Source organism: Sphingobacterium sp., from assembly GCF_039596235.1.
In the GTDB taxonomy this organism is placed as follows: domain Bacteria; phylum Bacteroidota; class Bacteroidia; order Sphingobacteriales; family Sphingobacteriaceae; genus Sphingobacterium.
On sequence record NZ_JBCNKE010000003.1, the window covers coordinates 180,292 to 204,455 of the forward strand.

The 24,164-nt window shown below is 38.4% G+C and carries 21 protein-coding genes; 7 read left to right on the forward strand and 14 right to left on the reverse strand.

Annotated elements, in window-relative coordinates; translation table 11 throughout:
• Positions 1 to 175: 175 nt before the first annotated feature.
• The 3 genes from ABDW32_RS08210 to ABDW32_RS08220 form a co-directional block, all read right to left on the reverse strand.
• Entirely contained in the window at positions 176 to 1,144 is a 969-nt protein-coding gene (locus ABDW32_RS08210) for a preprotein translocase subunit SecD (protein ID WP_343561255.1), read from the reverse strand.
• A 419-nt stretch (positions 1,145 to 1,563) separates the two neighbouring features.
• Positions 1,564 to 3,453, reverse strand: coding sequence for a histidine kinase (locus tag ABDW32_RS08215; protein WP_343561257.1), 1,890 nt, complete (start codon positions 3,451 to 3,453; stop codon positions 1,564 to 1,566).
• A gap of 26 nt (positions 3,454 to 3,479) precedes the next feature.
• On the reverse strand, positions 3,480 to 4,223 hold the full coding sequence (locus ABDW32_RS08220) for a LytTR family DNA-binding domain-containing protein (protein WP_343561259.1): 744 nt from the start codon (positions 4,221 to 4,223) through the stop codon (positions 3,480 to 3,482).
• 532 nt (positions 4,224 to 4,755) lie between these two features.
• On the opposite strand from ABDW32_RS08220, the gene ABDW32_RS08225 reads away from it, so the two are divergent.
• Positions 4,756 to 5,277 carry a hypothetical protein gene (locus tag ABDW32_RS08225; RefSeq protein WP_343561261.1) on the forward strand — a complete coding sequence of 174 codons (522 nt, stop codon included), beginning with the start codon at positions 4,756 to 4,758 and terminating at the stop codon, positions 5,275 to 5,277.
• Between the two features lie 11 nt (positions 5,278 to 5,288).
• On the opposite strand, the gene ABDW32_RS08230 is transcribed toward ABDW32_RS08225, so the two are convergent.
• A complete protein-coding gene (locus ABDW32_RS08230) occupies positions 5,289 to 5,672 on the reverse strand; it encodes a hypothetical protein (RefSeq protein WP_343561263.1) in 384 nt (127 codons plus the stop codon).
• Positions 5,673 to 5,851: 179 nt separating this feature from the next.
• Between ABDW32_RS08230 and ABDW32_RS08235 the strand changes: the two genes are divergently transcribed.
• Positions 5,852 to 6,280, forward strand: a complete 429-nt coding sequence (locus ABDW32_RS08235; RefSeq protein ID WP_343561265.1) for a hypothetical protein — start codon at positions 5,852 to 5,854, stop codon at positions 6,278 to 6,280.
• Positions 6,281 to 6,396: 116 nt separating this feature from the next.
• Complete coding sequence (locus tag ABDW32_RS08240; RefSeq protein ID WP_343561267.1) at positions 6,397 to 6,801, forward strand: VOC family protein; 405 nt, start codon at positions 6,397 to 6,399, stop codon at positions 6,799 to 6,801.
• Between the two features lie 145 nt (positions 6,802 to 6,946).
• Here ABDW32_RS08240 and ABDW32_RS08245 read toward each other — a convergent pair whose 3' ends face one another.
• Both ABDW32_RS08245 and ABDW32_RS08250 read right to left on the reverse strand, forming a co-directional pair.
• On the reverse strand, positions 6,947 to 7,564 hold the full coding sequence (locus ABDW32_RS08245; RefSeq protein ID WP_343561269.1) for an HPP family protein: 618 nt from the start codon (positions 7,562 to 7,564) through the stop codon (positions 6,947 to 6,949).
• Between the two features lie 208 nt (positions 7,565 to 7,772).
• Entirely contained in the window at positions 7,773 to 8,342 is a 570-nt protein-coding gene (locus ABDW32_RS08250) for a GNAT family N-acetyltransferase (RefSeq protein WP_343561271.1), read from the reverse strand.
• Positions 8,343 to 8,606: 264 nt separating this feature from the next.
• Between ABDW32_RS08250 and ABDW32_RS08255 the strand changes: the two genes are divergently transcribed.
• Positions 8,607 to 10,136, forward strand: a complete 1,530-nt coding sequence (locus ABDW32_RS08255) for a DUF2931 family protein (RefSeq protein ID WP_343561273.1) — start codon at positions 8,607 to 8,609, stop codon at positions 10,134 to 10,136.
• 167 nt (positions 10,137 to 10,303) lie between these two features.
• Here the strand turns inward: ABDW32_RS08255 and ABDW32_RS08260 are convergent, their stop codons facing one another.
• A complete protein-coding gene (locus ABDW32_RS08260) occupies positions 10,304 to 10,987 on the reverse strand; it encodes a YceI family protein (protein WP_343561275.1) in 684 nt (227 codons plus the stop codon).
• A gap of 209 nt (positions 10,988 to 11,196) precedes the next feature.
• Between ABDW32_RS08260 and ABDW32_RS08265 the strand changes: the two genes are divergently transcribed.
• On the forward strand, positions 11,197 to 11,580 hold the full coding sequence (locus ABDW32_RS08265; protein ID WP_343561277.1) for a helix-turn-helix domain-containing protein: 384 nt from the start codon (positions 11,197 to 11,199) through the stop codon (positions 11,578 to 11,580).
• A gap of 88 nt (positions 11,581 to 11,668) precedes the next feature.
• On the opposite strand, the gene ABDW32_RS08270 is transcribed toward ABDW32_RS08265, so the two are convergent.
• The 7 genes from ABDW32_RS08270 to ABDW32_RS08300 all read right to left on the reverse strand — a co-directional run bounded on the left by ABDW32_RS08270 (position 11,669) and on the right by ABDW32_RS08300 (position 19,463).
• Complete coding sequence (locus ABDW32_RS08270; protein WP_343561279.1) at positions 11,669 to 12,181, reverse strand: GNAT family N-acetyltransferase; 513 nt, start codon at positions 12,179 to 12,181, stop codon at positions 11,669 to 11,671.
• Positions 12,182 to 12,207: 26 nt separating this feature from the next.
• A complete protein-coding gene (locus ABDW32_RS08275; RefSeq protein WP_343561281.1) occupies positions 12,208 to 12,765 on the reverse strand; it encodes a hypothetical protein in 558 nt (185 codons plus the stop codon).
• Positions 12,766 to 13,054: 289 nt separating this feature from the next.
• A complete protein-coding gene (locus ABDW32_RS08280) occupies positions 13,055 to 15,343 on the reverse strand; it encodes a family 20 glycosylhydrolase (protein WP_343561283.1) in 2,289 nt (762 codons plus the stop codon).
• Positions 15,344 to 15,602: 259 nt separating this feature from the next.
• Positions 15,603 to 16,154 (reverse strand): putative glycolipid-binding domain-containing protein, encoded by a 552-nt coding sequence (locus ABDW32_RS08285; protein WP_343561285.1) that lies wholly within the window; start codon positions 16,152 to 16,154, stop codon positions 15,603 to 15,605.
• A 20-nt stretch (positions 16,155 to 16,174) separates the two neighbouring features.
• The gene (locus ABDW32_RS08290; RefSeq protein WP_343561287.1) at positions 16,175 to 17,710 is read right to left on the reverse strand and encodes a glycosyltransferase family 39 protein; all 1,536 of its coding nucleotides are present in this window, start codon (positions 17,708 to 17,710) and stop codon (positions 16,175 to 16,177) included.
• A 31-nt stretch (positions 17,711 to 17,741) separates the two neighbouring features.
• A complete protein-coding gene (locus ABDW32_RS08295; RefSeq protein ID WP_343561289.1) occupies positions 17,742 to 18,113 on the reverse strand; it encodes a hypothetical protein in 372 nt (123 codons plus the stop codon).
• 852 nt (positions 18,114 to 18,965) lie between these two features.
• A complete protein-coding gene (locus ABDW32_RS08300) occupies positions 18,966 to 19,463 on the reverse strand; it encodes a DinB family protein (RefSeq protein ID WP_343561290.1) in 498 nt (165 codons plus the stop codon).
• A 620-nt stretch (positions 19,464 to 20,083) separates the two neighbouring features.
• On the opposite strand from ABDW32_RS08300, the gene ABDW32_RS08305 reads away from it, so the two are divergent.
• Together ABDW32_RS08305 and ABDW32_RS08310 are read left to right on the forward strand one after the other, a co-directional pair.
• On the forward strand, positions 20,084 to 20,533 hold the full coding sequence (locus ABDW32_RS08305; protein WP_343561292.1) for a protein-disulfide reductase DsbD N-terminal domain-containing protein: 450 nt from the start codon (positions 20,084 to 20,086) through the stop codon (positions 20,531 to 20,533).
• A gap of 531 nt (positions 20,534 to 21,064) precedes the next feature.
• A complete protein-coding gene (locus ABDW32_RS08310; protein ID WP_343561294.1) occupies positions 21,065 to 24,157 on the forward strand; it encodes a TonB-dependent receptor in 3,093 nt (1,030 codons plus the stop codon).
• Positions 24,158 to 24,164 lie beyond the last annotated feature (7 nt).

The window sequence follows — 24,164 nt, forward strand, 5'->3', positions numbered from 1 at the left end:
CTAAGTTAAGTAATTTAATTGAAATTACTAAGAAAGATTTGGGCTTTGGTAAGGGGGGACGACCGGACAATCTGTATGGAAAGAGATTTTTGGCCTATGTGTCCAACGGTTATTGACTCCCAAAGTGGCAATGAAATTGAACGCGGACATTCTCGACATCTGGAGGTTTGTCTGATCATTTAACCTTTTCTTTTCCTCTTTTGATGTGATTATACGATTCGTCAGATTGGCTACAGCTGGAAAAAAATAAACTTGGGGCGGTGGCGGCTTTGATATCAAACTTGTCCTGTTTGGGTACCAATGGTTCTTTCGTATATTGACGCAGGAAGCGATCATCCTGAGCACTTCCTTGATCATTATCCCCAACGGACTTGCTGATGTATTGATTTGTCGCTTTGTTAAAATTATATTCCTCCAGATCGGGATAAGAAATATTATACGCTGCACTGGAGAAGATTGCCATCGGCTCAATGCTTCCCGCACTTTCATATTCTTTTTTCATTGCGAGTATTTCAAGCCAGCGCTCTTGGGTTGGAGCTACTTGGTTTTCTCTTAAAAAGCCCTCCCTGCCGCCATAATTGGAAAGGCTTATGGCAAGCCTTTTATCTTCAGTTAAATATAGATAGGCAGCGAAATTTGCCCGTGCTCGCTGGGGTTTATTATAGATTGCAATGAAGTCATTGAAGTGTTTGTCATTTTGATAGTGGAACGTCTGGTATGCTGGTTCAGCATCAAAATCTTCCTTTTGTACAGAGAATTTCAACTGCGATATGGGCTGTGATTGCTCATAGATATAGGGGAAATCGAAGCAATTGGCCCCATCGTTGAAAAGAGGCTGCATGTTGTTGTCTCCAAACTGTACAAAAGTCTTTCCTTCTTCGAAGCCTCTAAAATTGATAGATACATCATCTCCTAAAGTGGGGTTATGGCTTGCATATAGTTGAAATTGCGGTAACCGGTCTGGATAGAAAAGAAGATAGTCCTTTTCAAACACATAGGATCCAAAGACCATGGTGGCATAACCATACAGCATGAATTTTCCGTCTTCAAAGAGACAGATGCCATTGAGATCACCGTACTGTCCGCTGATCGTCTTGGTTCTATCTTTACCAGTTGCGATATAATGATTGACGTCTTGTGCCATAATATTTCTAGTTATAACAATAAGAATAGTGAAACTTATGATTCGTCTAATGCATGTGATATTGAAAAATGTATTTTTCATGTATTTACTATTCTTTTTTTATCAAAGCTAAGAAAGGAATGCTGGCTACAACAGTGATATTTACGAATCGTAAATAGTTTTTACGATTCGCAATTATCAATCTTAAGGATTCGACATTTGGCCTATATGCTGTCTATTGAAATAAATTCATTGTATCAACCTTCGTTGCAAAAAATAGCAAGGCAATGAGCGGGCATATTTCCTAAGTAAGTGCGTTTTATCTTTTTGGTAAAACAGGAAAATTGCAATAGGGGCCAGATCCAATGCAATAATAGTAGCAAGTACAAATAAACCGAATTGAAATATAAAGAATAACCCAATCATCGCCTTAAAAATAATCAGGATGTAACTGGTATTTGCAATTTGACAAGTGTCCCGCCTGCAGGATTTTTTGTGATTTTTATGCTTGCTTTCCTGCCCAGGAGTTGCATGCGTTCGTGACTGATGGTCCCGGATAGTGAGCGATGAGGAGTTTCCTGAACATTTGGTTCAGACTTGCCACTATCAAGGATGTCCACTGATAAAATATCGTCCTCCAATTGGAAACGAATGTCGATATTGCCTTTACAGGTTTCGAGGTCAATACCATGTAGTAGGGCATTTTCGACATAAGGCTGTATCAACATTGGAGGTAACATGATGGCACTGAGATCCTGCTCGTCTGGCTGTGTGATCTGATAGGTAAAAGCATTCTCAAAACGCATTTGCTGTAAGGTCAGATAGTTTTCCAGTGTTTCGATCTCTTCGTTTAAAGGCACCAGGTTCTCCCGGCTTAACTCGAGATTGCTCCGCAACAATCGACTAAAGCGATTGAGATACTTGATAGCACTTTCTTTCTTATCTAATCGCACAAAACTCTGGACCGCTGCTAAGGTATTGAAGATAAAATGTGGTTCCATCTGTGTGCGCAGTAACTGTTGCTGCAGCAGGACTTTTTCTTTCTCCTGACTTAGGCGTCGCTGACGGAAACTATAGTATAGAAAGAACAATATAATAATCAATAAGATAAGACCCAAAGAGGATATTACCAGCCACAGGCGATTTTGCTGTAACTGTAGTTTATTGATCTTAATACTTTCATTCAAAGTTCGAATGGACTGGTCCTTGGCTTGTAGTTGATACAATGCATTCATTTCGGCAATAGCTTGTGTGTTTTCCGAATGATAGACATCTTTCTGTAATTGCACAATATGATTTAGGACAGCTATAGCTTCTTCTTTTTTGCCCTGTAAACGGTACAGTTCGGCTAAGCTTTTTTGAAAGAGTATTTCATTATGGGGAAAAATCAATTTAGGGAATTGTGTTCTAAGCTCTTTTGCTTTTACTATATATTGTGCTGCTTGTTTCGGATTTTTAAATACTACATAAATTGCCGCAACATTGCAATAATTTACGAACAGGTTATTCATTAAAACCGTAGACTCCTTTATATTGCCCGAGCTTTCATCAATTTCTATTTTAAGCAACTGATAATGTAATAAAGAATCTTGCTGTTTTGTTGTTTCAAAGTACTGTATTTTCGAATCGTATAAAAAACTGATGTTATATTTGTCTGGAAATGTTCGGTGTAGATCTTCCAGTTTCTGGAGATAGGGAAGGATTTCTTTTGCAGGTTTCTGCAATGCATTTAGCACCTGAATCATTTGTACGAATACGCGCTGGCGATTGATATGCCCTTCTGGAAGCGAATCTGAAAGTGGGAGTGCCGCCCGATTCATCTTTTCAGCTAGATTGTACTGAAACGAACTCAGGTTATTTTGTGCTGCCGAGAGCAAGATGGCCGATTTCGCTTCAGCAGAAAGTCCTGCAGTACTGTCTGAGAGGACGATGGCAGCTGCTTTGTTGTAGTAATAGCCGGCTTCACGTTCTTTCGCTTCGACGCTGCGGATATTGCCAATGCCATTGTAGATAAGCGCCTTGTATTTTAGGTTACCGGTTGTAGGTTCGATTAATTCAAGTGCTTGCTCCACGAAAAAGCCAGCGGAATCTTGCTGAAGCATGGCATATAAGCGGGCAGTATTGTACTTAACCTTTGCAAAGAATACGCTGTCTTTTTTTACATCAGGATTTTCGCCAAGTTGTCGCCAGGCTTTCTTCAGTGAGTCACCATTCGTACGGGTCAACCTCGTATCTTCGAGCTCCTTTATCTGCTTTAAAATAGTCTCCTTATCCTGAGCTGAAAAAGTCGGTTTTTTGCTGCAAGCTACAAGATGTAAAATAAGCAGCATAAAGAAAATACTTTGTAATAGATATCTCATTTCTCTGGAAAAAGCTGGGTTAAAATTATGTTTTTCCGTCGCGATGAAATGGGAATTTCTTCTTTATTTTTCAATACAATATACTCCGAACGGTTGACACCGGTAATGTACTTACGGTTGACCAGGTAGGATTGATGGGTGCGTAGGAAGTAGGGGGCGGGTAACAATTCCTCATAATATTTCAGGGGTTTGGATATAAGTTCCTTGGAACCATCACTCAGAAAGAAAAAAGTATATGGACCATCACCTTTACAGTAAACGATGTCGTGAACAGCAACGATACGCACATTATGAATGGATGTCAATGCAATACTTTCTGGTAAATCGCCATGCTGCATAGCTCCATGTGCCATATTTAACTGCTGCATCCATTGTGGATTATTGTCACTGCGACGACGGTAGCGCTCTAGCGCTTCTTTTAGTTCAATTTGGTCAACAGGTTTTAATAAGTAGTCTAGTGCACCATACTTGATCGCTTTAATGGCGAAATGATTATATGCGGTGATAAATATGACGTTTTGTGGAATAACATTGAGTTTTTTTAGAAGATCGAAGGCTGTACCATCCTTAAGTTGAATATCCATTAGGATTACATCCGGTTTCTTTTCTTCAATTAGTTTTACAGCAGTTCTGACACTGTCGCTCCAACCAATTAGTTCAGTGTCGGTTTCTTCTTGTATGAGGTAACTGATTTCCTTACGGACAGCGGGTTCATCTTCTATTATTGCTACTGTTATCATTTTCTGACTTTCTGTTCGGTAAAAATAATAATTGTGAGTAAAAAATTCTCATTCATTTAGAATTTGCGCTATTCCTTTCAATTTCCGATCCTGATCGTTCATTTTTATATTCCGTTATTTTGCGAATCATAAACGATTTTGACGGAGATGTAAAAAACAGGGGAATTTCTTACACGTTTTATCGCCAATCGGATGGAACGCAAATAACGTGAAAAGCGAGATACTTGTTTGATGGTTTTGTGATCAAAAGTTATAAAGCAAGAATGCTTGGGAATAGAAGTGTATTGAAGTCAGAATTAAGGCGAGGGAAAGGCCAGTCTGTGATGAGCGTTAAATAGGCAACATGAAACAGCGGTTTCTGATGAAAGAGAAAAATAAGAAAACTCTTGCGCTTAAACCATTGTTATATGAACTAGAATAAGATTGGGTAAGGTGTAAGGACGATATGAACAAAGCAATCTGTTCGGTTAGGATGATATTTGTATATTAAATTCATCGGGATAATGCATGATTTTATTTAATTGAATTTGGGATGGTAGTACGATTTTTTGTTTGTTTCTCTTTTATATTAAGTACAATTTACTGTTTTGGTCAAGTCAATGTAGACAAAATGCGCGCTGATTATGCCGCTGCGGTCAAAGATAAAAAACTTTGTGAGGCCAATTTGAAAACACTGGAAGCAGCAGCGAATACGGCAACTGAGAAAGGTTATCTTGCTGCTTATGAGATTCTTTGGGCAAAGCATATGGGAAATCCCTTTTCGAAGCTGGGCCAGTTTAAAAAAGGTAAGAAATTATTGGAATCCGTTATTATCAAATATCCTGATAATATTGATTTACGTTTTATCCGTTGGAGTGTGCAGACCCATGCACCATCTTTTTTGAACTACAGCAAAGACCGATTGCGCGATAAAAAATTTTTGGTACAGAACCTATATAAGTTGCCGAATCCTGAGGCTAGAAAAATAATTTATGTCTACCTGAAAGATGCAAATAGCTACCTCAAAGGCGAGCATAAATTCTCCCAAGCAGACCTTGCTGAACTTTCCAAATAAGCAGATATAAATTAACCAACGTGTTTGGTGCGAATAACAATGATGCCAAAGATTATCATGATGATGCTCACAATAGAAAAGACAGCATATACAGTGGTGAAACCATCACTTATACCGATACCTTCTTCGTAATATATTTCCATATGAGCAGGTACTTTTTGGGGATTAATGCTACTTAAATCGTTCAGCAGACGAACTTGTTTTTGCTTATACCTGAATTGAAGGATCGGATAATGTACGTATCCAAAACGCTTGCTTTTTACACTGTCTATTCCAATCACATCGGCTTTAATTTTGCTGCCAAAGAGCATCAGCCGGCTGTCTTTGGATAGTCCGTATGCGAGAAATAAACCTAGCAAGAGCAAAATAACACCGAAAGTATTTTTGATGATCATATTTAAGAATTAAATGACAACATTAAACTAATACTTAGACAAATATAGCTTTTGTAGCTTCTTTCAGCCACCTGATAGGAGATTTTGATCAGGTACGGATTTATTGTCCTATGCTAAGGGTCAATGATGATGTTAAGATTATTTTTGTATCAATAGTGTGTCTTAAAGTCTTAAATTATATGACTACGAAAAACATTAAAGATAGCAATTATCATAAATTTATTGGTCAATGGAGAACCTCGGGAGAAGTGCGGGTTGGTACAAAAAAACTGCCTTTAGTCGGTGTTGATTCTTATGAGTTTATACTCAATGACAACTGTATCTTGCATAAGGCGGATGTACACATAGGAGGAGAACATAGTGAAACATTTGAAATGATCACCATGCTGCCCGGAGATAAAGTAAAGATGCAATATGCCAATTCAAAGGGGGAAAGTGGAACCATGACAGGAAATTTAATCGATAATATTTTTACGATTGAGGGAAATGGAATAAAGTTTAATGGGCAGATGGATAGGGAACATTCGGTGCTTGTGGGGAATTGGTATATGCTTTCGGAAAACGGTGATTGGGAACAGTTTATTACCCTTAAATTAGAAAAGTATTAAAGAAAGGTTTCAATGCGGAGCATGTTCGTCTATCTTTAAATCTTGGCCTATGCCAAGATTTTTGTGAATTCTAATACGCAATTTTGTTTTAACGATAGCAATTAAAAATTTAAAAGATGAAACAGGTATTTATTAATCTCGCCGTGGCGGATGTAAACAGATCAATGGATTTTTATACCCAGTTGGGCTTTGAAGTAAATCTGCAATTTTGTGATGATGATGCTAAATGTATGGTCTGGAGTGAGCATATTTTTGTTATGATCATGACGCATGAAAAATTTAAGTCCTTTACGAATAAGCCTTTGGCCGATACAAAAAATCATATTGCTGGACTATTTGCTCTCTCTGTGGAAAGTCTGGATCGCGTAAATGAAATTGTTGATAAAGGGCTGGCTGCGGGAGGAACTGAGCCAATGCCAATGATGGATCATGGTTTTATGCAGTTAAGAAAGCTGGAAGACTATGATGGTCATACCTGGGAGATATTTTATATGGATATGAGTAAATTTCCAAGTGCTTAATAGCCTTTGTACTACGGGAATTGCCTGATAAAATTCAAAATTGTGTAGATCGTATGCTTCAATTGTTATCACCGCGCAGCAATTGAAGCATGCGAACTCCTGCTTTTTAGCTAATAACCATAGCCCGAAAGACTGCTAATTTTAATTAATTTGATGTGCCCTTGGCCTGTGCAAATCTTGACCTCAAATATTGGCGTCGTGAACGACGTAAACGTGATCTCTTGACAGGATAGTGCCGTTTTTTAGTAATATTATTAAAAATAAGTGCTACTACAAATAAGATCAGGCAGCCGGAAAGTACAGGGCTCAATACATACCAATACCCTAAGGAAGAAATTTTGGTTCCACTGCTGACAGCAATAAGCGCTGTCGCTCCCCCTGGTGGATGTAATGTGCGGGTATGTTGCATGCATATTATAGATAAGGCTACAGCAAAGGGTGCCGTGAGCCAGATGATATCGGGGAGTAGCTGCGCGACAGTAACTCCAGCTATTGCTGAAACCACATGACCACCGATTAGATTTCGCGGTTGTGCAAGGGGGCTTTGTATGGCTCCGTAAACTAAAACAGAAGATGCTCCGAATGACCCGATCAAGAAAACATTTTCCAATGTGGGGAAATGTAGTGATTGAATAAAAGCGATGATAAATATTCCTACGAATGCACCGATAAAAGACCAGAAATGTTCCCAAGGATCTACTAATGTTTCCCGATAGATAACATATCTGTAAATGCGGAGTTGCCGATGAAGTTGATTTTTCATGTTGATCTGCGCAAAAATAGCGATTTTTAAGATGTCTTTTTTATATCTTTTATACCAATTTTTGTGGTATTTATAAATAAGATAGACAATGAGTTCTTGTGGATTCTCTTTTGACAAATTTGTGAGTTACCGGCTTTAGCGTTTTGGGAAAAAACAACATTTGAATAGGAAAGTTGATGTTTTTTACGAATTTGATAAATAGCCTAACCTAAACAAATCGAATATACATATGATAGTATTCGCCACCGGCGAAAGGCATTTTGTTCCCTAGCGTGAAGCCGAGCCGTTCATAAAGCTTCTTGGCATTAGGATTATCTAGGTCAACTAATAATCCTATTTGTCTAAAGCCGTGAGTTTTGGCATATGTGATCGCATGTTTCAATAATTCACTGCCTACGCCTTTACCTCTTGCTGTAGGAGATACAGCTACAGAATCTATATAAAATTCCTGTCCTGTTGTTTCCGGTTCAGGGATGAGATCATTGCCGTATTGTTTTTGCATGATCTCCAGGATTGGTTGTCGTAGTGCAATAAAATGATCACCATCATATCCCGTCAATGATCCCATAATATTGCCTTCGGGATCTACTGCCACAAAAGTATTTTCATGACTATATAGATTTTCACTTTGCTGAAAAAGGGCTGTTAAAAAATGTACTGCTTCTTTTTTGTCTTCTTTTTGTATAAAACGAAAGATGACATCTTCCATCGCTTGTAACATGATTTCAGGCACAACTGCTGCATCATGCGCTTTTGCAGCTCTAATTCTCAAATGCATAACTCGTATTTTCTGTATATGAGCTAAGATAATAAAATGATCCGTTTTCTTTTAAATGTTGTGGTATTGGTTTCTTACCTGGCTTGGAATAAATAGAACGAATATATAACGGATTGCACTGAATATGAATTGTTGTATCCTTAAACATCCATTTCTTATTACTTTTGGTAAAGTGAGTTCTTCTTGTTTTCAGATTGTGAATTTGAAACAAATGTAGACAGGATAATGCTCGATATTATTATCAATAAATAATAAAACCTATATATGGTTCTTAAAGCTACGGTTTCGGCCTTCATGGTGACTATTTTGGGATTATTGGCAATGTTGTTAACACAAGATGCTGATATGAACATGGTTTATGGTGCATTTTGTGTCTCACCTTATTTTCTTGTAATTACCCTTATTTATTTTCATTTCAATAAGCTTAGGAGAAAGATCAATGTATCCGACAAGCCCAATATTGTCTTTGAAGTGATTTATAGTTTTTTATTGTACCTTATATTTTCCACATTATTACCGGCGTTGCTTTTTGTCGGTACACTAGGCGACGAATATGAGCACAAGATATACGCTGATCTGGGGGGAGTAATTTCTGAAATGTTTCCTTTGATTTTAATTTTGAGTATTTTTTTGAGTTTATTCAGTAGCATTACTTTCGTTTGGGGCTTAAGATCATGGACAGCTTTGATACTAACATTTCTTGCCTGTATTTTATCCAGTGTACTTGTCTCTATTTTTTCGACGGTTGGCCGGGAGGTTCGGGAAGCTGAACAGGAGCGGCAAGAGCAGGCAGATAATCTAAAAGAGGAGCGATTCGAGTGGGCTGCCGCAATGAGCAATCCAGCAGGTTTCCCCGTCCAGCTCTACAAAGGGACACTCATCTTCCCGAAAGATAAGAATCGTGACTTTACATTTAGTGAGGGAAATACCGTGAATTACCATGCAAAATGGGGCGCGACAGGGGCCGAAAGCTATAAAACGATGATGTCTTTGCCCAGCGCAATTGATGTTACTTGGTATTCGTTTTCAGAGAATGCATTTTACCAATTCCATGACAGCATAGACTACAAGAAATTGCTTACGCTTTTTAAACAGCCTTATGTAGAAAGAAGGCTAGCTAGTGATGTTGAAGAGCATTATGACAAGATTATTTTCGGATTTGCACCCGGCGGAAGGCTGGTGATATGGGCTGGTGGGTCGGGCTATCGCCAGGTCGAAATAGGTCATTATCAGGCGAAAAAAGTCGATATTGACCAGCAGGTTTCTGATAATAAGGAGATGGTGTATGGCGATTTATTTAATCAGGAATGGCGTAATAAGGTTTTGACAGATACAATGATCATTCCTTTGGCAATACAAATGGCAAAAAAAAACCGGCCTGTTCCTGATGATTATTGGAATAAACTGATGACATCTTATACCTGGAACCCCAAGTTTTTAATCGCTCCGGAAATAAAAACATATGATGGTATTTTTCAGTATTTTAATGCTGAACGTTTTGCTTTCGATGAAAGAGCACAAAATACGACAGTTGGCAAAAGGGGAATTCCACAGTATATATATATCAAATGGTATGATAAAAATCAAAACCGTTGTGCTGTAAATTTTGAATTTGAGGAAACGGATATTTTTGAAAAATTCGCATCTTTTTTTGAACGCGATAAAAATATAAGGGCTGAGATGGAAATTACGGTAGATACCCAAAATGGCAAGGCGACTGCCCGATTAATAAATGCTGAACAGCAGCTTCTCCTTATGGAAACCAAAATCATCGCATATGGCGAGAAGTTTTGATCTTCGGCTAGATTAGTCACTGTTAAAAAGTCTTTGCATTTTGTAATTGATAAACCTGATCGGTATGGGGAATTGTTCTGAAGGTCTGAAGATGAATCAAGCAGGCACTTTTATGAGCCCGCTTGATTATAGCGATGAGATCCTATAAGGCTATATCAGCCAGGAATCTATTTTGTGTTTTTCGCTGTAACATTAAGTTCAATGTCGACATTTTGTGCGATCATCCAATCTTGTGGATTACCTTCTGTACCATAAGTAAGTCCCCAATCTTGTCTTTGGATCGTAAATTTAGAGTAGAACGTAACTTCTTCGCCAGTAAAAGTAATTTTGGCAGGAAACGTTACGTTTACTGTTTTGTCTTTGATTGTCAAATTACCACTGACCGTGTTTGTAGCATCAGCAACAACACTTTTTCCTTGAGCAGCATCAAATGGAGCAACTTTGGTGATTTCAAATTTAGCTGTAGGGTATTTCGCTGTATCAAAGAAATCAGCACTTTTTAAATGTGCATCCAAATCTGTTGATTTTTTACCACCCGCAGTAGTAGGATCTACAGAAGCGCTATCTGTTACAATTGAATTAATATCAATAGTGAAAGAGCCACCAGTGACAGCATTGTTTTCCACAGAAAGTGTACCCTCACTTTTTAACACACCATATCTTGGATTCAAACCGCCTTTGTGGTAGCCAGTCCATTTTACTGTGCTTTTGTCTGCCTCCACAGTATACGTCTGTCCTTTTTGCTCAGTTACTTCCTGTGCTGATGTTGTTTTTGCTTTGTCTCCACCTGTATTCTGACAAGAAGCGAATAACAGAATAAGTGCTAAACCTGAGATTAATTGTTTTTTCATTTTTTAATCGTTTTATTTTTAATAAGATGTTTGTATTGTTCTGTATTGTCGGCATCAATCATGCCATTTTAATTTATGAATACAAAGGTAGATTATAGATAGTTTATTTTTGGTATTAGTTTCCTTAAAGAAACTACTTTCCAAAAAGATAGTGGGCTGTGACGCTGTAATTGCGTATTTTTGTAATCAATAGAAGGAGATCAAGTAAAATGAAAAAGGAAGCACTATCAAGTTCCTCTACTGGCTGTAAAACGCGGATATTGGCGATAAATGACAGCATGGAGATTTTGGCAGGTAAATGGAAATTCCACATTATCGGGACATTAATGTTGTTTGAAAAGCTGCGTTTTATGGAATTGTTAAGGGAAGTTGATGGGATTGGGGCAAAGATGCTGTCCAAAGAGCTGCAGGATCTTGAAATGAACCATCTTATCAAAAGGACCGTCTTGAATACCAAGCCGCTTACTGTGGAGTATGAGCTTACTGATTGTGGTAAAACATTGGGTCCCATTATTGATGAGATAGCCAAATGGGGTATTACTTACAGAAGCACGCTGTATCAGAAAAATGAGACTAGTCCAGCTGCTATATAGGTGGTTTTTTCTCTAGGTTTACAATAGGTTTTCACTTGAATGAAATGATTATTGCGATGCTTATTTTCGAAATCAGACCAGATTTGTTTTAAAGTTCTAAGCGGTAGTACAATGAATAGCCAGTTGTGCCATCCAGCCAACGCACGAGTTCCCGGTGGCTATATTCGAAACCTGCGCGTTGAATCTCTTTTTTCGAAACCGCGTTAATTTCCCGGTGACTGATGATGAGCCGTTTGATCTGTTGTGTATTGACCCAGGCCATTCTAATTTTGTATAATAGACTTGAAAGCCCTTGTCCTCGATGTTTAGGACGAATAAAAGATTGTCCAAAATATGCTTCAGAATCGTTTAATAATAGCATGCTGGTCATTCCAATGAGCTCGTCTTTTTTGAAAAGTCCAAAGACAATTCTCGGATATTTTATACGCTCTTGCCAGTCCAAATCGGAGAGATCGCTTTCTGCCGGATCGCTCCATCGAAATAAGGTTGGCTCCGTTTGAATTGCTTCCAAACGAATAGATTTATAGTACTCGAATTCGCTTTCCAATAACTGACGAATAGAATAGGGGGCAGAATGAAATGTTAAAAGCTGAATAGACATGTATTGATTTCTAAATTATCGAAAAGCTAGTTATTTGTCAACACATGAATGATGTTTTTTCGATACTCTTGATCTTTTTCCCTTAATTCAAGAATTCTATTTTTTAGGTCAATATTCACATACCATTCCGCATAACTATTCTTTTCGTTTGCATCGTCAAAGAAAATTTTGGTTTTTATATACTCTTCGTCAAAATACTCTGGTTGGCCGCTAAGTACAAAGGCTGTGGAGCTTATCGTGTCAAGCATCTTAAAAGAGCTTGCCTCAGTTTTAAACAAAGTACTTAAAGCCTTCGTGAAATTGTCACTCAATTCTCCTATGGAATAGAAGTTGATCCCTTCTCGATAAAATCTTTTCTTGTCTACTTCTGTATTGACGATACCTAATTTCATATCGCGTCGAAATAAGACTTCTATACCTACTGTTTCTTTCCCCCAAAGACCCTTTGCCTGGATAATATGATTTAGGTTTTCATCATTCCAGTTTTTGGTTATCGTTAGTTGCAGATCAACAAAGTCCTGGTCTTCACTGACATCAATCTGCTTCAATTTATGTTGTCCTTTTAAGAAATTTAAAAAGCTCATATGCTGTTGTTAATATATTTTTGAGCCGTTTTTAACAAATTATCTTGGTTGCATCTGCTGCAGTGAGATGGCTTTTATTTGTCTTTATCATAACTCTGGCTAAGTAAAATAAAGATAGTAAAAGTTTTGATTGTGCAACAATGCAGCGATAGATAATATCCTAAGATTTTGATGCAGATCCTAAGCTGGATCTTTTTCGATTGCTATAGAAAGGAGAATAGGGGAGAATAATACTACAAAAGGTATGATGTAGGCTGTCCCTTTTTTATAGAAGAGACAGCCATCATGTCTAATTTTTTCGGAATAGATTTTCTTCCGGTATGTCGGCTATTTTAGAACCGTTAACACGATATTGAAGTTTTAGTGTAAAGCCACCGCCGGCCTCTATGAAATCGATGTTAATGGGATGATATCCTTTTTCTAAAGCGATCTGTCCACTTTTCATAATTGGGGCGTGTTGTCCATCGTTGTCTACGACCACCTGATCATGTATGCGCAAAACTCCACCATCATCGCAAGTGAAATAGAAATTATAGATACCCTTTTCTTTCACGTAGAGATAGCCATTAATTTTTGCGCCAAATGAAGGCATTTTAATCGTATCACTCAAATGGATATTCTTGATAACTTCCTGACGTATCGCTGTGCCAGTTATTGCAGCTGTGTTTGCAAATGTTCCATTAAATAGCGTTGCGGTCAATCCGGGATGCATATTCTTTACATCCTCGGTAACACTTTTTTTCCAGGTGTCTTTCTTGAAATTCACTTGGTACAGTTCGCTTTTTGCTCCTGAAGAAGATATCGTTGCGAAACGTATGGTTCCTTCGTCTTTAACAATAATTGAATCGCTTAGCACCGGGCTTTTCTGGGTTGGGAGACTGCCATCAGTGGTATAATGAATTGCATTTTCTGGAAGTTCATTCTCAATTTTCAGCGTGGATCTTCCATCAATGATGACCTGATTATCGGCAAAACCATTTAAATCCGGCATACGGTAACGTAGTCCCATTTTGTTCCAGAGCCCAAAGTGGGCGATTAATCTATTCCTATAGCTCTCATACAGTGATTTATTGGTCCAGACCCGCTCTGCCAAAGCGCTCAATCTAGGCAGAATCATAAATTCTAACCGGGCTGTAGATGGTATCATTTCTGTCCATATATTTGCCTGTGCACCCTGAACTAAATTTGATTTATTGTCTGGGATATCGGAAGGTATGACAGACATATTATACACCGCATCCAGACTGCTACTATTGGGAAGATAGTCAAAATACAAGGGGTTCGTAGGTGTCATGATGAGCTGATGACCACGATTAACCGCCTCACGAGGGGCATTTTTTACCCATCCCCGCCAATACATAACTGTCATCGATGTATCCGAACCACCATCAAGTATTTCATCCCACCCGATGCTGCGTTTATTTTTCGAACGTAGGAAGTTATTAACACGTTTTACAAAATAGCTTTGTAGGTCATGTAGGTTGGCTATACCTTTTTCCTTCATAAATGCTGTAGCCATAGCTGAATTTGACCAGGAATCCTTTTCAACTTCATCAGCACCAATATGAATATAATTGGAAGGGAAAAGCTCGATGACCTCACTAAGCACATTTTCTATGAAAGTATAAGTACTTTCTTTCCATGGACTGATTGGTACCGAGAACTGTTTTCCCCAGCCTGCAGTTGCACTATCCAGTAGTAGTTCGGGATAAGCTTTGGTTGCGATCATCATGTGCCCGGGCATATCTATCTCAGGTATAATCTCTATGTGTCTGCTCGATGCATAGGCGACGATATCCCTGATATCCTGTTGTGTATAAAATCCGCCGTACTCCTCGCGTCCGTTATGGATACGTTTGTGTTCACCGGGCAGATTGAAATCGGGGTTGTCTTTTGCTTTGGCAAGACATGCAGAATCTTGATTATTATACGTTCTCCACGCACCTTCTGAAGTAAGTTTTGGGTATTTTTTTATCTCGATACGCCAGCCTTGATCATCCGTCAGATGCAAGTGAAGCTTGTTGAATTTATAGGACGATAAGAGATCGATAAACTTGTATAAATAGTCTTTTGAGAAGAAGTGTCGCGCTACATCTAGTTCCACACCACGCCATTGAAAGGCTGGCTGGTCTTTAATTGACACATAGGGTAAACGAATCCCGCCATTTGATTTTCCAAGGAGATAAAGCTGCTGTACGGTTTGTAATCCATAAAATATCCCTTGATCGGAAGAGGCAGAAATCTGTATTCCTTTTTTATCAATTGTTAATTCATAACCTTCCTTTGAAAGACCATTTTTTTTTATCAATCGTAAGGTGGCATTAGCATGTGTCATCTTCTTTTTAGGGATGTTCCCGAATAGCGATTGATGTACCCATTGGTCTAGAACATTTGAGGATATATCGGGATCAAGGGCATAAGAGAGTTCTCCCTTGGCTATTTGAAAGAAACCTGCGGATGATTCCAGTTGTTCAGGAAAAGGGATCAGCTGGGGAATATGATTTTTTTCTTGTGCATCACTTGTACTGGGCCAATAGAAAGCAGATAATAGCAGGATCAGTGAAATAGCTTTATTCATAGAGTTTTTTGTGATTTTTTAATAATTATGTGTTTATGAGTTTGCCAAATAGATTTTGTGGGTTTAGCATAAAAACTCGGAACCAATATAGCTATATTTTATGTAAATGGAGGTACTAAAAGATGGAGGCCGGTAGCACTGTTATCTAATGGTATAATTATAAAGCCTATACGCATGCCGATTTGTTTTTTTGATCGGAAGGTACCATTAGAACAGGGGGAGGGAGGGATTTAAACTGGTTCTATTGGGATAATTGAAACTAGTTTCCAGCTATCTTTTCAAATAAATCAGGATAGTTTAAGACCAGTCCGTTCTCATCCACCTGAATACGAGCTGTAAAATCACTGACGATATTTTCATACAGATATTCGCGTAGATCTGTCCTTGTATAACGTTGTCGAACAGGTTTGATGTTGTTGTTAATTAGATCGATATAGATGATATCTATTTCTTTTGAATCACCAATTTTCAGCTGTAGATTGTTTATTGGTAGCGTGTTTGTAAAGGGAGTTAAAGAGATATCTATATATAGAAAACCTTTGAAGCTCGGATTGTCGAAATGATTGATTTCCCAATTGATACCTGTTTTTTTTCCAGTTAGGGTGTTTTTGATCATATCAACCTCAGAATCAATAAAAAATTCCTCGATTTCCCACTGTTTGTTGATAGTCAGTTGATAAGTTGCCGAATAAATTTTTTCCTGATAGTAACCAATAATTTTTGAGACCACGATCTGGTGATCCTGCTTTTCCTGTATGTTGAAATATTCCAGGGAGTTGAAAGCAACTCCCCGCCATAATATTGTTTTCATCTGATCCCTATAGTAAGTAATTATTTAACAGGCAACATATGTTGACGTTGTTCTTGTTCTACCTCATTCTTGACGCGTTGGTTGACATTGATTTTTGCATTGATAAATGTGAAAATCACAGCTCCATATTCTCTTGCATACTTGTTTGTAATGGAGTCTGACCGTATAGATTGTACAAAATAAGGAGCGGTTTCGTTCATTTCAGATTGGTTTTCCCATGAATTTTTTATGCGAATCAAGTTGCGAAACTCATGGCGGAAATCAAACCAGTTGATATAGTCAGCATTGAAGGTGACTGCACGGATTCCAAGTTTGGAATAATAATTTATAGCGCCCGCCTGACCATAGTTATCACACAGTATGAGCGTATTTTGTGGATTGGGAATGTTGCTATATATGTGATCTACTTTTTGGGCGAGCTCCCGCCAGCCCAGCATATCCGCAAAATCTTGTGGAAGTTGATGGTCCTTGCCATCTTCCCAGGTCAACATGCCGATCTTGCGGTATTTTTCTGGATGGTTCGCAATATATTGTGGGCTTTTGTTGGGGAATGTCAGCAAATAAACAGGAATAAAGAAAACAGGGGGTAGTGCAATTAAAAGAGGTCTTAGAATTCTTCCAGCCTTATTTTCTAAAAATGTTGAAATATAGACTGCACCAAAAGCAAAATAAATGGGATATATACCGATTGCGTAATAATCTTTCGCTTTTAAAAATAGAAAAACACCAATTGTTATAAAAAAAGACAAAAAGAATAGCCGATATTTTCGAAATGCGGGATAACATAATAAAGCATATAATCCAAAGCCAATAACAGGAAAAGTTCCGAAAAAAAATAAAAATTGAGATCGGATAAAGCTCCATCTGTTGACATTAATAAGCTGGGTTTCCGCAAGTTCTTTGAAATGGTAAAAAACAGGGAAATTGTTCACGTATTGCCAGATTAAATTAGGAAGGATGATCAAAAAAGCAATTAGCATACTATAATAAAGTTTGCTATTGCATAATATTTTACGTTCTGGAACAGCTATAATGGCTGGTATAAGCCCGAGGATCAAAAAGGCGATATTATATTTGTTTAAAAATCCCAGACCAAAGGCTACCGCAATAAAGTATAGCCATTTAGGATGTCCGCTGTTTAAATATTTTATGATAAAATAATAGATCAATGTCCATGATAGGACATCAAAAGAATTGGGTTGATACAGCGTGTTTAAACGAAATAAGACTGAAAAAATAACACAACATGTACCAAATATCAAGGCAAAGAGATTTCCTTTGAGTTCTTCAATGGTTTTCCAGACGACAAAAATGGTTAGCGCTCCGAACAGTGCAGGGAAAAATTTGATCCAGAATACCGTATTTCCTAAAATCTTGATGAGGTAGGAAAACCAGGAGGTCAACGGTGGAACGGACAAATATCCCCAAGCCAAGTGATTGGCCTGATCTAAATGTAAGAATTCATCCCGATGTAAATCATATATCGGACTTATCAATTGATATTGAATAATAAATTTCAGCAGGATTAGGCCTACTAGAACAAGGTGTTTTTTCATTTAGGAACGGATTTGTCCATAAGCTCCAGTTCTATTTTCTTTCTATCGAGGATATCTGATGATCATCTTTCATTTTGACAATTTCTGCGCGGGCTAAAGTGACCTTTTCCGAATAGCTATCGCTGCGTTGTTCCCTCAATTTGCGAAGCCCTTTTGTTCCCTCTGCTTCGTAGTCGTTTACGTCGAAAGTAATGGAATCCGTTGTGACGTTCGCAACCCGGTATAGCGTGTACATGGACTTTCCATTTTCCTTCCGCTTGATTTCATAGATATCACCGGCGACAGGGCTTTGCAAGTATTTTTTTGTTTTAATAGATCCGGAAACTCCCGCTACGGCAGCACTTCCAAAGAAAAGGCCGATAAGTATTAATCCAGAAAAATATCCGACTGGTGTCTTCGGCATTCCGCTTGAACGGATTGTTGTTAGGGTTTGAGGATCAATCTCACGTTGGTAATTTACTTTTTTGCAATGATCACAAACACTAATAATCTCTGTATTGTATGGAAAAATGGGGATCCAGAAGATGTGGAAATATTTTACCTGTTTATAGGCATATAGGGATCCGACTGTGTTACAATAATTGCAAGTTCCTACAGCTGTATTGGATCTGTTTTGTAGTAACTTTGTTCTTGTTCCGAAAATAATCATAATCAAGGTTTAAATATGCAGCGTCTATATTTGCTCTGAACCTTTCGCTTTCTTTGTGTAATTCGCTAATTGGTTAATTGATTTTTTTCAAAAATTATGCCATTATATTAAGCCAATACATAACAACTTCGCATTGCAGTCCGGATTTTTTATGTTTTGTCAGATCCGTCTCTCTTTATAAATAGGAATGTTTTCACGTAAAAATATGCGTTTCCAACCTGAAAATATGCGTTTCCAACCTGTGAGTCCGAGTATTCGGCCTATTTTGGCATTTTTTCGACTGGCTGTCGAGCGCTGTTCGGAACGGAATCGGGCTTTAAAGCAACCTGAGTGCAGATGCGGGCAGGGTGTAGCCGTACTGCTGCCGCCGTTTCAGCGTGTTAGACGCGGACTCACCACGGACTCACCACGCAAACAGTACGTATTCACCGCGAAGCTGTCCCGACTGCGGTAGGTCGAAGGTTGCAACGAGGTTCCTAGCGAGAGAATTTGTTCCTTTCCAAGAGCAAAGCGAAATTGCATAAAAACAGTCTTAGATCATAAACGAATGCCGATCGCGGACTGTTTTTATGCAATTCCGTTCAAAAAACCATAATTTGGACTATACTAAAAGTTTTGTGAATCGGCAGAAGGGCCGTAACTTGATGGTAAAGGAATATTATTCAGTCTATAGTAGACACCTAGTTGTGCCCTGTGATGTGTGATCTGATTTAAAGAATGACGGATTGCCTCATATTTTGTCCAGCTTGCCAGTTTTTGCCCCGCATTCTTGATCGTCCAAATTGGATTTAAATCATCTTCGACTGCATTTTCCAAGGCTATTTTGCCTGCTTCATAGTCTTGGTCTAATTTCTGAAGTAAGTCTTGTCGCGTTGATAGAATAGTGGGTGTATAGCCCCCATCAGCAAAATCGAGTTCAGATGTTTTTAAAATTGTACTTGGCCATTCAAACACCTCCACCAGGTGGGTCGCTAAGGGCATTATTTTCATGCTTTTTTCATGCGGGGCATAGTCATTTTTGCCTTCTGGAAAAAGTTTAATAAAATTTTTGGTGATCTGGTACTCATTTTCAAGTTCAGACTTTAATTGTTGAAGTGTGTTCATCTTGTTTTGGAATATATTAGTTTAATATTTTTGATACGTTTATCTTGTTTTTTCCATCCTTTAACAAAGGATCGATCATTCTGTTTTTGTATGCTACATCAAAGATAGGTTTAGGTATTGACAGCTATATGTCAGTATAAATTCGGAGGAAAAGATTTTATAAAAAAAACCGCTTGAAGCGGGGAACTTCAAGCGGTTTAACCTAACCAATTATTAACCTAAATTATGAGTTTTATATAGTGCGATTTCTGTGCCAAAGATGGTTTTTGTCAGGTACTGCAACGTAACAAATCTGTTGTTTGTGGTTTTAAGTGGATAATAGCAGACTTTAGGTGATATAGTCGAATGATATAGCTTTATTTTTCTTTTTTTAGGACACAAAAAAATAAGGGGAGAGCATTGAAAAAGGAGCTGATAAAGTGCGAATCGTATTGTTTTTTGTATTGTTTTCAATAAAATTTATTGTTTTACTGACCAGCCATTGTGTTTTATATTGTTTATGGCGAATATTGTTCTAGCGTTTTTTGTCTTTCTATATCACCCTATTTGAATCAATAAGAAAACGGATATGAAGGTAGGCGAATGGACATCGCGTGACAAACCAAAATAAATATAAAAAAATGAAAAAATTAGTATTGTTAATGACTGCAGTTATTTTTATGATAACTGGCGCTTTCGCTCAGATTCACAAGCCGGTAAAATGGACTGTTGCTAGCAAAAAGCTAAACAACAAAGAGGCAGTCGTCTATGTAAAAGCGACGATTCAGAATGGCTGGCATATTTATTCGCAAAATGTGAAGGATGGCGGACCTATTCCGACTTCTTTCACATTTGCCAATGCGAGCGATTATGTATTGGTAGGCAAGACTGCTGAGCCAAAACCGAAAGTAAAACACGAAGAGGTTTTTAAAATGGATGTGGGTTATTTTACAAATGAGGTGATTTTCCAACAAAAGGTAACTTTGAAAAAAGGAACAGCAACTGTGAAAGGCAGCGTAGAATGGCAGGCATGTGATGCATCACAATGTCTTCCTCCAGATGAATATGCTTTTGCAGTAACGATCAAGTAACAAAAGCTTATTTTGTAAGTATAAAAAATCCCATTTATAGCGCTATAAATGGGATTTTGTTATAATTATTAATTTTTTTCAATATAGCACAAAATAAGTTGCCACAATAAAGCGTTAATAATGCAAATACTTTTCATAAAATAGGTTAATATATGGCTAAGACCCTAGAGTTCCCCGCTCTAGGGCTTTTTTATGACCTGTTTATGCCTTTTATTCAATATGATAATTTACATAAGCAAGGTGGTTAGCAGTTTGGAATTTATCCAATTTCTGAAGAACAGATTCAGAATTTTTATGGACTGATTAGGAAAGAAACAGTATTTATGAAATAGATAGTGGAGCAATATAATGTTTCTTAAAAGTATTTACGTCACATAAATGTTACTAAAATTAGCCTTGTACATACTATTGTTTTTTTTCAAACGTTAATTATTTGGTAATGCTTAACGTTTTAATGTAAATGTTTTCATTAAAATATTTTTTATTAATCATTATCGATAGTTAATAGTGCTATAAACTTAAAGTATTCATATGAAATTTAATGCTAACCAATGTAACCTGAAAGGACCGTATTATGTTTTATCCTTATTTTTTCTGTATGCTATTTTAATTATTCCTGGAGTAGTGTTGGCTCAACAAAAAACGATCACGGGCCATGTGGTTGACGCTGTTACAAAATCGCCTTTACTTGGTGTTACTGTGAAGCTCAATGACCCGAAAAATGCCACAGTGAGTACGGATAAACGAGGGGGCTTTGTGTTAGATAATGTCAAGACAGGACAATCGGTTACTTTTTCTTTTGTGGGTTATTCCAGCCAAACGATAAAAATAGATTCACGTACAACCTATACGATCGACCTCGTTGCTGTTTCGAATCTGATGGAAGAGACTGTTGTGGTTGGATATGGTCGTCAGAAAAAACGAAATCTAACCGGGGCTATTGTTTCAGTAGGTGCTTCAGAAATTGCCAAAACAACATTACAGGATCCCATTTCAATTTTACAGGGAAGGGCAGCAGGCGTGCAGGTGTCGTCCAATTCCGGGGCTCCCGGTGCTGAGATGAGCATACGCGTACGGGGAAGTTCGTCGTTGAACTCGGGCAACAACCCCCTTTTTGTTGTAGATGGTATTCCACTTGAATCCAATTCCATTTCTTCTTTAAACGGTACCGAAAATTCTGGACTGAACCCGATGACGGATATCAATCCAAACGATATCGCTTCAATTGAGATTCTTAAAGATGCGGCCTCTACTGCGATTTATGGTTCTAGAGCCGCCAATGGAGTTGTAATGATTACGACGAAACGAGGTGCTGAAGGTAAGCCCGAGGTGATTTTAAATGCAACTGCAGGAGTGAGTGCCCTGACCCGCAAACTCAGTGTTTTGAATGCACGGCAATACCGGGAAGCAGTTTTGGATTCCTATCGGGGGATGAGCAAACCCGAGGAACCGTTTTATACAATTATAGATTCGCTCAACCCCATGAACAGCGGCGATGTGGACTGGCAGGATGAGTTGATGCGTTCAGCAAAGCAATATAAGTTGGATCTCTCTGTACGAGGCGGGAATCAAGGAACAAAATATGCTTGGAGTTCATCTTATCTGGATCAGGATGGTGTGATCTTGAATTCCAATTACAAGCGATTTACCTCCCGATTGAATGTAGACTTTACAATTTCAGATCGGATTAGGATTGGACAAAGTATTTCCTATACAAATGCAGTGAACAACCGGACAAATGCCGCGGGCTCAGGGAACCTGAGTATTATCCGGAGTTTATTGATACGGCCGCCTATTATGTCAATGTATCTACCCAATGGATCACTGAATGGTTATATGATCGGGCAGCGGAATCCTGTTGGGATGGCTTTGTTTTCGACCAATTTGAATAAGAGTAACCGTATCGTTGGTAGCCAGTATGTGGAAATAGATCTATATAAGGATCTTAAGTTCCGAAGTAATGTAAATTTGGATTATATTTCAATGAAAGAAGACGAATTTATGCCGTCCATATTGGATTACCGTGAGGGATATAATAAAGGGGCTGTACGATCTTCCGGAAACCTTACTTGGGGTAATGAGAGTTATTTTACCTATGCTAAAAATATAGCTAATGCACACAATATTGGGGCGGTATTGGGCATGAGTTTTCAGAAATGGCGTTATGACCGGACAGGCCTCGATGGCGAATACTTTCCAAGTGATGATATCCGTACATTGAATGGGGCATCCATCATTTCAAATCAAGGTGTTAATATCGCCTCCGAGCATGCCATGCTTTCTTATTTTGGTCGGGTAACTTACGATTATTTAGGTAAATATTTGTTGGAGTTCAATCTTCGTACCGATGGTTCTTCCCGTTTCGGTCGTAACCGACGGTTCGGATTCTTTCCATCAGCGTCGGCAGGTTGGCGTTTTGTCGAGGAAAAAGGGATCAAGGATTTGGGCTGGCTAAGTGATGGTAAGCTACGTTTTAGTCTTGGAAGTACCGGGAACGAGGCCATCGGCGACTACAGCTCACGAGGTGAGTTTACTTTAGGAACGAATTATTTGGATTTTTCTGGAGCGGCCCCCACGGTAATGCCTAATCCCAGTCTCACCTGGGAAACGACGCATCAATATAATCTGGGTTTAGAGCTTGGTTTCCTTAACAATAGAATCTCGTTTTCGACTGACGCTTATTTAAAGAAAACCAAGGATCTACTCTATAATGTACCTATTCCGGGAACCACAGGATTCGAATTTATCACCCAAAATATAGGATCGATCGAGAACCGAGGACTGGAATTTAGCCTACAGACCCGTAATCTGGAGGGGGCTTTTAGTTGGAACACAAATATAAACGTTAGTTTGAATAGAAATAAAGTCACCTCGTTGCCTAAGAATCTTCTGACTGGCGGTCATATTCAAAATGGGGCATTCCACATTCTACAGGAAGGCTTGCCTATCGGTGTATTTTATGGTTGGCGTTATCTTGGTGTGTATGCGCGAGATGAAGACAATACCAGCGGGTTAACCAATGGTGCGAATGGACCTGTATTCGTTGGTGGAGATCCCATTTGGAAGGATGTGAACAATGATAATATAATCGATCAAAATGACCGCGAAATTATTGGTTATGCTGAACCGAAATATTTCGGCGGGATCTCCAATGATTTTAGCTATAAGAACTTCCATTTGAATGTGTTTTTTCAATATTCGGTAGGGAATCAGATTTATAGTGAGTTGAATCATCAGCGCAATTCGATTGTTCGTTATAATAATCTGTCTACTGATGCGCTCAAGCGGTGGCGGGAACAGGGCGATCAAACCGATTTTCCACGATTGATTCGGGATGATCCCAAACAGTCTGATAGTCGGGTACAGAGTAGATGGGTTGAAGATGGATCTTATCTGAAATTAAAAAATGTCAATTTAAGGTATTCTTTTGATCCCAGCTGGAGCAAACGTATTGGTCTACGTAAGCTCGATGCTTTTGTTACGGCGACGAACCTGATTACCTGGACAAAGTATACCGGTTTTGATCCCGATGTTAATTCCTATTCTGGCCTTCGTGTAGGGCTGGATGAGGGCTCTTATCCGCAGAGTCGCACATTTATGTTTGGTTTAATCCTTGGTCTTTAATAAAACG

What these genes read in the sequence shown, in the direction of transcription:
- ABDW32_RS08250 (WP_343561271.1), bottom strand. Translation starts at nt 8,342, where the DNA reads ATGCATTTGAGAATTAGAGCTGCAAAAGCGCATGATGCAGCAGTTGTG.
- ABDW32_RS08225 (WP_343561261.1), top strand. Translation starts at nt 4,756, where the DNA reads ATGGTAGTACGATTTTTTGTTTGTTTCTCTTTTATATTAAGTACAATT.
- ABDW32_RS08260 (WP_343561275.1), bottom strand. Translation starts at nt 10,987, where the DNA reads ATGAAAAAACAATTAATCTCAGGTTTAGCACTTATTCTGTTATTCGCT.
- ABDW32_RS08210 (WP_343561255.1), bottom strand. Translation starts at nt 1,144, where the DNA reads ATGGCACAAGACGTCAATCATTATATCGCAACTGGTAAAGATAGAACC.
- ABDW32_RS08275 (WP_343561281.1), bottom strand. Translation starts at nt 12,765, where the DNA reads ATGAGCTTTTTAAATTTCTTAAAAGGACAACATAAATTGAAGCAGATT.
- ABDW32_RS08310 (WP_343561294.1), top strand. Translation starts at nt 21,065, where the DNA reads ATGAAATTTAATGCTAACCAATGTAACCTGAAAGGACCGTATTATGTT.
- ABDW32_RS08230 (WP_343561263.1), bottom strand. Translation starts at nt 5,672, where the DNA reads ATGATCATCAAAAATACTTTCGGTGTTATTTTGCTCTTGCTAGGTTTA.
- ABDW32_RS08305 (WP_343561292.1), top strand. Translation starts at nt 20,084, where the DNA reads ATGAAAAAATTAGTATTGTTAATGACTGCAGTTATTTTTATGATAACT.
- ABDW32_RS08220 (WP_343561259.1), bottom strand. Translation starts at nt 4,223, where the DNA reads ATGATAACAGTAGCAATAATAGAAGATGAACCCGCTGTCCGTAAGGAA.
- ABDW32_RS08245 (WP_343561269.1), bottom strand. Translation starts at nt 7,564, where the DNA reads ATGAAAAATCAACTTCATCGGCAACTCCGCATTTACAGATATGTTATC.
- ABDW32_RS08235 (WP_343561265.1), top strand. Translation starts at nt 5,852, where the DNA reads ATGACTACGAAAAACATTAAAGATAGCAATTATCATAAATTTATTGGT.
- ABDW32_RS08255 (WP_343561273.1), top strand. Translation starts at nt 8,607, where the DNA reads ATGGTTCTTAAAGCTACGGTTTCGGCCTTCATGGTGACTATTTTGGGA.
- ABDW32_RS08270 (WP_343561279.1), bottom strand. Translation starts at nt 12,181, where the DNA reads ATGTCTATTCAGCTTTTAACATTTCATTCTGCCCCCTATTCTATTCGT.
- ABDW32_RS08240 (WP_343561267.1), top strand. Translation starts at nt 6,397, where the DNA reads ATGAAACAGGTATTTATTAATCTCGCCGTGGCGGATGTAAACAGATCA.
- ABDW32_RS08295 (WP_343561289.1), bottom strand. Translation starts at nt 18,113, where the DNA reads ATGCCGAAGACACCAGTCGGATATTTTTCTGGATTAATACTTATCGGC.
- ABDW32_RS08300 (WP_343561290.1), bottom strand. Translation starts at nt 19,463, where the DNA reads ATGAACACACTTCAACAATTAAAGTCTGAACTTGAAAATGAGTACCAG.
- ABDW32_RS08285 (WP_343561285.1), bottom strand. Translation starts at nt 16,154, where the DNA reads ATGAAAACAATATTATGGCGGGGAGTTGCTTTCAACTCCCTGGAATAT.
- ABDW32_RS08290 (WP_343561287.1), bottom strand. Translation starts at nt 17,710, where the DNA reads ATGAAAAAACACCTTGTTCTAGTAGGCCTAATCCTGCTGAAATTTATT.
- ABDW32_RS08215 (WP_343561257.1), bottom strand. Translation starts at nt 3,453, where the DNA reads ATGCTGCTTATTTTACATCTTGTAGCTTGCAGCAAAAAACCGACTTTT.
- ABDW32_RS08265 (WP_343561277.1), top strand. Translation starts at nt 11,197, where the DNA reads ATGAAAAAGGAAGCACTATCAAGTTCCTCTACTGGCTGTAAAACGCGG.
- ABDW32_RS08280 (WP_343561283.1), bottom strand. Translation starts at nt 15,343, where the DNA reads ATGAATAAAGCTATTTCACTGATCCTGCTATTATCTGCTTTCTATTGG.